Raw genomic sequence first — 6,672 nt, forward strand, 5'->3', positions numbered from 1 at the left:
TGCTCAGAAGAGCCGTCAGCGCCCTCTCAGGCCCCCTCCGGCACCAGAATGCCCCGCCCGTGCAGGCGCCCACTCTCCAGATCGTGAATGGCGTCGAGAGCCGCCTCCAGCGGATAGACCGCCGTATGCAGCCGGACCTTCCCCTGCGCTGTCAGGGCCATTAGCTCGACCAGATCGTTGTAGGTACCGACCAGGTTGCCGATAAAGTTGATCTCGGTCGAGATAATATCAATGGTCGGCACGACCAGACGGCCCCCATAGCCGATGACATAGTAGTAGCCGGCACGGCGCAGCATAGCAATTCCGCTCTCCAGAGCACCACCCTCGCCCACGAAATCCAGGATTACCTCGGCACCCTGACCCTCGGTGATTTCGCGCACTCTGGTTACTTCACCTCCATCGGCCAGCACCGTGTGATCCGCTCCCCAGCCGCGCGCCAGTTCCAGGGCCTCCGCCGACTTGTCGACAACGATCACCTCGGCAGGGGTTAGGGCTCTGAGACACTGCACACCAATATGGCCCAACCCTCCAGCTCCGATAACCACAGCCTTGGTGCCAGGATAAAGGATCGGTACGGCCTTCTTGACGGCGTGGTAGGCCGTCAGACCGGCATCAGCCAGGGCGGCAATATCTTTGGGCGCCAGCGAGGGATCAAGCTTGACCACTGCGCGCGCCGTGGTCTTGAGGAAGGTGGCCATACCCCCATCTGTTGAAATCCCTGGGAAGGCTGAGTTGGCGCAGTGCATGTCGTTCCCGGCACGGCAAGCCCGGCAGAAGCCACAGGTAATGAGCGGATGCACAATGACCGTGTCGCCAACGGCGACGGTGCTGACCGCTGAACCCACGGCATGCACCCAGCCGGCGTTTTCGTGCCCTAGCGTATAAGGCAGCGTTACGCCCGATTTCTCGACCCATTGTCCTTCAATAATGTGCAGATCAGTGCGACAGAGGCCGGCCCCCCCAATGCGTACAATGACGTCGAAGGGGCCACTGATAGTTGGCTCAGGTACCTCTTCAACCACTGGTGATTGATTATAGGCATGGAGACGAACGGCTTTCATAGGGGATTCTCTCCTTCTTCGTTATGCGCTGTCTCTGCGCTAGCGTGCTGGTAACGAGTGCGAAAGAGAGCGCTGCACATGGCCGTATTGAAGAGCAGGCTCAGACGCACAGAGCGCAGGCGACGCAGAAAGCCCTGAAGCTCACCGGCAGGTATAGGCTCCCCTTGCTCGTTGACAAAGAGGGGGCCGCCCACCCGCAATACTCCCAGAGTCTGCCCCCGCTCCACATAGGCTCGGGCAGACCTGCCCAGCGTCGGTAACTGCAAGGTGGCCCCGGGTAGACACACGCAGGCCACATCAGCCTCCTCATCCCAAGAGAGATCTTCCAGACGCCGCGTCCTCAGCACTTCCTCACTTAGGCCGGCTCGCAGCAAACGACGCAGTAGGAGATCCTGACGCATCAGAAAACCCTTGCGCAGGAAGGTGCGACGCAATTCCTGCAAGTCGCTGTCCGTCGTGACCTCATCGGGAAAAGCTGCAGCAAAGCTGAGGCCACGATTGACCGCCGCCGAGATGGCTTCTCCTTCACAGTGGTCGAGTAGATGCACCTGAACGCTGCTCACCCCTGGTACGCTTCGCGCTCTCTCAGCCAGGTCCGAGGCCATCAGATAGGCAAAGTTGGGCGCGCACCAGAAGGTCGGTAGCTTCAAAAAGATGTCAACCTTCGTTCCGCTGATTTCAATACGGTCGACGAAACCCAGGCGCACCAGGGGCGTATCTAGCTCGGGATCAAGGACATCGGCGATGGCCGCCCAGACCTGCTCTGGCCTTACGAGGGGAGCGCCCACGGCTCCTTGGATGGGCATAGTTCGTTCTCCTCCTGTTCTTGCCATCGATAGAGCCCATACATTCGGAGAGCGGCAGCCAGAACAGCAGCTGCACTGGTAGCGATAGCTCCTGGCAATCAAGCCGGGCTCTGCCCGCCGTCTGAGCTGTCCGGCCACCGCTCAGCATCGCTCAGGCTCCTGTCTCAGCCCGTGCAGAGCTGCCGGCCTCGCCCGCTTGGGGCCTGCTCATACCTTCTACACTGGCCGCCTGTTGAGCTAGCTCATCGTTGCGCAGCTTTTGCAGTTGTTCCTCGGGATCAATACCATAGAGGCGTGCTGCATTTAAGCCCATAATCTTGCGCTTCACATCGAGTGTCAAATCAACCTTGAATTCGTCCTTGAGATCCTGGGGCAACTCGAAGGCCATGAAGCGCTCCACTAGCCAGCGGGGTTCCCAAATGGCGTAGTCGCTGCCGAAGAGAATCTTGTCCGGCCCGACCCAGAAGAGGAGATTGGCCATGATCTCAGCAAAGTAGCGCGGACGCGGATAAATGAAAGGCAGGGCCACAGCCAGACCGGCATAGACGTTTTTCTCCTGGACGGCGATCCAGCAGAAGTCTTCCAGACGTGGCAGGCCAACGTGCTCAACGATGAAATTCAGTTCGGGGAAATGAGAGGCAGCATCGTCGACATCGGCCACATCGAAGGCATCGCGGTTAAGTGGGTAAATGGTCGGGCCTTTATGCACATGGATATTGCTGATCCCCAGCTTGGCGCACTCTTCCAGATAACGATAGGCTTCGGGGCTGGAGAGCTTGTAGCCCTTGGAGGCGCCGCGCCACTCCGCGGTGTAGAGCTTGACGCCCTTGATGTCCCATTCGTCCTTCTGACGACGCAGATACTCCAGGCCAGCTTCACCATCGCGCGCATCCCAGGCGCCATTGAGGATAAAGCGCTCAGGATAGCGCTGCTTCATGACGCTGTTTTGCTCGATGGTATTAAAGCCGTGGATGAAGAACTCGGTGAGATAGGTGGGCTGGAGAATGGCCATATCAACATAGCCCTTGACAAATTCATCCTGGGCCATGCGCTCCGGGCTATAGTGCTCGAAGTCGCTGAGCGGCCAGACATACTCAGCTGGGGAAAGGTTGCGGTGATAATCATAGAAGCAGTCGATCCAGCCGCGCCCGTACTGGTTGCGCTGGTTGGCGGGACTGGCATCCCAGAGGTGAGTATGGGCGTCAATGATGAAGATTTCTTCGCCCGTTGAGGTGCGAAACATTGGCTGGCCTCCTTTGTATCCAGCAGGTCAACAGTGACCCGGGTAGTGACTCCTCCGCAGCTCGCTTCGCCAAGGCCAGCTCCAGAGCCAGCCTCGGCCTTCAGTAGATTACGAGCAAGCGCGGGAGCCAAAACGCACTACGCTCCCTGCTCCTTCAGGACAGGCAAATCCTCTTTGCTTACTTGCTGGGCGGTACAACTTGGGGCCATGCCTGCGCAGGCTGATCCGACCCAGCAACTGACTTCGGTCAGGGCTGAGGTCGAACCGGTTCCAGCCACCTTGCTTACATTGCCAGCATAGCATAAAACGATATCAGTGTGTAGATCGCGATTTCATTATTTGAAATGCTGCCTCAACCTGCTTGACACCAAGACGCGGCTCAGTATAATCCCAGGTAAGGAAGGCCCTGCTTTATAAGGAAGGATCGTAGCCACTACAGGCAAGCAAGCCGACCGTGGCCCGCATGCCCAGTCGTGCAAAGGAGCAATAGAGTCATGGCCAAGCGCTCTCACGCCCACCCTCAAACCCAGGCATCGTCACCTTCCGAGTCTAAGCACGATATCCTACGCTCGGCGCAGCGCGTGCTTGCAATCCTTGAACTGATCGCCCGTACTCCTGGTGGACTGACTGTCCGGGCAGTGAGCAAACTGCTTCAGCTCAATATCAGCACCTGCTATCACAGCCTGAATACGCTGCTGACCGCAGGCTACGTCGAGCGCCTCCCCAGTGGCCACTACGTGCTCGGGCCACAGATCCCGTATTTGAATGACGCCTACCTGCGCACCCTCACCCACGACTGGCCAGCCACGGACCCGCAGGAGAGCTGGCGAGCCGTAGCGCGCGCCTCAGCTCATCAGCCTTCGCTGTCGCAGCGGCTGCGCCCCATCCTTCACAGCCTGAGCGAGCGCAGCCAGGAGCCAGCCTATCTAGCTGGCTGGCGCTACGGTGAGGTGGAACTACAGGCCATCGTCGAGCCAGCTCATGCCGAACGCATTCCGGGTATCTACATCGGCTATCGCGGCCACGCTCATGCCCACGCCCTGGGAAAAGTCCTCCTGGCCTATAGCTCGCCAGCCTTCGTCGAAGACTACCTGGCTCGTCATACTCTGATTCGCCTGACTCAGCAGACAATCGTGGAGCGCACTCTTCTCTGCGAGGAGCTTCACACCATCGCCCATCAAGGTTACAGTATTGATCGCGAGGAGCTACACGCTGACACTGCCTGCCTGGCAGCGCCTGTCAGAGATGCCCAGGGCCGAGTGATGGCAGCCATCGCTATTTCGTTTCGCAGTGATCTACTCTCCCGTCGCGGGGAATGGCTCACCGCCCAGGTCCTGCGCGCCGCTCGCCAGGCCAGCGCCGAGCTACGCCTCAGCAGGCATGCGAGCGATGCTAGCAGGCATCCTGAACGCTGGGGAGGACCAGTGTCGTGACCGGTTGACCTTTGACTATCGCCCATCCCTCGCAAAAGTCCTGTTCGACAGTCAAAAATAGACCGGGACGTGCGTAGTTGTTTATAATAAGGGACACTGGAGCTGCTACCATTCACAATAGTGCGGAGAAGAGAGATCAAGCCAGGAGTCTAGTGCTATGGTCGAAACGTTGATTATTGGGGGCGTTATTATCTTCGTGCTGGCAGGGGGCCTGGGGATCTTCCTCGGCTTGCGTGTTCAGCGCCTGTTCATCGAAAGCGTCCGCAAGCAGCAAGCCGCTTGGGAGCGGGCAGAGGAGGCTCGTCGCCAGGTCTGGGAGCAGAAGCAGCAGCGCGAGATGGCCGCCCAGAAACAGAGCCTGGCCAATCAGGTTGAGCAGTTGCGCAAGGCATACGAGGAACGCCTTAATCAGGCAATCAGCCAGTTTGGGGTGGAGCTAGAGCTAGCGCGCCTGCCGCGGGTAGATGAGACCCCCATCCTCTCGAAAGCTGCCGAGGAGGGGGCTGCAATGCCCGCCCATTGGCGGCCAGCAAATCTATATAAGGCCGACCTTTCGCAGCGCGACCTCTCCCACCGTTATCTGGGACGTGCCGACCTCCGTGGGGCCCGTCTGGTTGGAGCCAATCTTTCGATGGCCGATCTCTCGCGCGCGTGCCTGGCTGGCGCCGATCTCACGAGAGCTAATTTGACCGGGGCCAATCTTTCGTATGCTGATCTGCGCGAGGCTAACTTGAGCGAGGCCACCTTGCTGGTCGCAGATCTGCACCAAACCAATCTGACAGGGGCCCGTCTGGATAATGTCTATAGCTTGACAGAGGAGCAGCTGCGCTCGGCCATTCGTGGTTCACAGCCCCACAGCGAGCTCGAAGTAGAAGAAACCTCGCCGCGAATGCCAGCGGTCCGTCCAACGCGTATTATCCCCGAGCGCCCGGCTCCTAGCACGGGCAGCAGTGCCTCACGCCCGCGGAGCCACGATGGTCCTGCAGCAGCGGAGACTGCCCTTCCAGCTAACACAACCAGCACCAGTAGCCCGCGCTCCGGCCCCGTTGGTGCCTCCTCTCGTGTGGAAGAGGCCGCCTCTTCCTTTGCCAGTGCTGTCATCCCGCCCACGACTGGTTTGCCGGCCAACCAGGAATCGCCGAGTTCATCGACCTCTTCGCCCTTGTTCACAGCCAGCACAGCGCCTGAATCAGCTTCGGCAGCAGCTTCTTTGTCAGGCAACGAGGAGCAGGAAGAGCCGTCGACCCCGGCTGTTGTGCCAGACGTCGAAGCCGATGAGACAGGCCAGCAAATGGAGGGCAGCGAGGACTATTTTTCTCCTGAGAGCCTGGCCTATATGATGGAAGAGCGACCAGCCGGCCAGCAGCCTGAGATCCCTGCCTGGTTGAAGGCCCTTGAAACCTCGTCTGGCGGCGCATCTCTGAATTTCACCAGCAGTGCTGAGGCTGAACCCCAGGGCTTCCCCCCGCCAAGCACCGCTGATGAAGAGCATGGGGTGACGGCAGCAGAGAGCACAGAAGCCTCGTTCTACGCATCCGAGAGCCTTGAGCAGCAAGAGGAGTTTCCCGCTTCTGCTACTCTCCCCTGGACAGCTTCTACCTGGGAACGTGCCTGGAAGGAGGCCGTTGAGCGCTTCAGCTCCTTCTCTCAGGAAGAGAGAGGCGCAGCTGAGGGAGAAAACAATCAAGAAGCCGAGGGACCGACGGCCAACGCCTCCCCGTTCACTTTCCGCGTACCGGATACCGCCTACGAGACCCAGTCCACCGGCGGCAGCGAGGCGCAGGAGGAGTCTTCCGCATCTGCCTCCTCCACGGACTTCCCGCAGGTCCCGGAAACACCTTTCTCTGTTCCTACTCTGGATACTCTACCTTTCATCGAGCGCCTGGTTGATCCTCTGCCTCAGTCGGAGCGCACCAGCACCGAAAGCCTGCTCGATCCCCAGGTGACTGATCACATAGTCGATACCCAGGAGCTGCGCGCGATCAAGCAGAAGTCACCAGCCCCTGGAGAGCAGGCCTCTTCGTAAAACAGGGCTTTCCCTGGGCTTTCCCTGGCACTTCCCCAAACAAACCAAGCTCCTTTCGCTCTGCAGCGCCCTGCAGCGCTGCAGGGAGAGCGGTGCGCCTCCG

5 protein-coding genes are annotated in these 6,672 nt (G+C 59.6%); 2 read left to right on the top strand and 3 right to left on the bottom strand.

The annotated features are described in order from the left end of the window. Nucleotides 1-26 precede the first annotated feature (26 nt). The 3 genes from IRZ31_RS02695 to IRZ31_RS02705 form a co-directional block, all read right to left on the bottom strand. Nucleotides 27-1,061, bottom strand: a complete 1,035-nt coding sequence (locus IRZ31_RS02695; RefSeq protein ID WP_297149261.1) for an NAD(P)-dependent alcohol dehydrogenase — start codon at nucleotides 1,059-1,061, stop codon at nucleotides 27-29. Beyond that, nucleotides 1,058-1,867, bottom strand: a complete 810-nt coding sequence (locus IRZ31_RS02700) for an iron-sulfur cluster assembly protein (RefSeq protein WP_297149262.1) — start codon at nucleotides 1,865-1,867, stop codon at nucleotides 1,058-1,060. The genes IRZ31_RS02695 and IRZ31_RS02700 overlap by 4 nt, the downstream gene beginning before the upstream one ends. Nucleotides 1,868-2,018: 151 nt before the next feature. Beyond that, nucleotides 2,019-3,110, bottom strand: a complete 1,092-nt coding sequence (locus tag IRZ31_RS02705) for an amidohydrolase family protein (protein WP_297149264.1) — start codon at nucleotides 3,108-3,110, stop codon at nucleotides 2,019-2,021. A gap of 494 nt (nucleotides 3,111-3,604) precedes the next feature. Here IRZ31_RS02705 and IRZ31_RS02710 point away from each other — a divergent pair, with 494 nt between their 5' ends. Together IRZ31_RS02710 and IRZ31_RS02715 are read left to right on the top strand one after the other, a co-directional pair. Further along, nucleotides 3,605-4,543 (top strand): IclR family transcriptional regulator, encoded by a 939-nt coding sequence (locus tag IRZ31_RS02710; protein WP_297149266.1) that lies wholly within the window; start codon nucleotides 3,605-3,607, stop codon nucleotides 4,541-4,543. A 157-nt stretch (nucleotides 4,544-4,700) separates the two neighbouring features. Further along, complete coding sequence (locus IRZ31_RS02715; protein ID WP_297149268.1) at nucleotides 4,701-6,569, top strand: pentapeptide repeat-containing protein; 1,869 nt, start codon at nucleotides 4,701-4,703, stop codon at nucleotides 6,567-6,569. Nucleotides 6,570-6,672: the final 103 nt, after the last annotated feature.

It is taken from the genome of Thermogemmatispora sp., from assembly GCF_019683635.1.
Taxonomy (GTDB): domain Bacteria; phylum Chloroflexota; class Ktedonobacteria; order Ktedonobacterales; family Ktedonobacteraceae; genus Thermogemmatispora.

Coding starts and splice junctions, on each gene's coding strand:
- IRZ31_RS02695 (WP_297149261.1), bottom strand. CDS start 1,061: ATGAAAGCCGTTCGTCTCCATGCCTATAATCAATCACCAGTGGTTGAA.
- IRZ31_RS02700 (WP_297149262.1), bottom strand. CDS start 1,867: ATGCCCATCCAAGGAGCCGTGGGCGCTCCCCTCGTAAGGCCAGAGCAG.
- IRZ31_RS02705 (WP_297149264.1), bottom strand. CDS start 3,110: ATGTTTCGCACCTCAACGGGCGAAGAAATCTTCATCATTGACGCCCAT.
- IRZ31_RS02710 (WP_297149266.1), top strand. CDS start 3,605: ATGGCCAAGCGCTCTCACGCCCACCCTCAAACCCAGGCATCGTCACCT.
- IRZ31_RS02715 (WP_297149268.1), top strand. CDS start 4,701: ATGGTCGAAACGTTGATTATTGGGGGCGTTATTATCTTCGTGCTGGCA.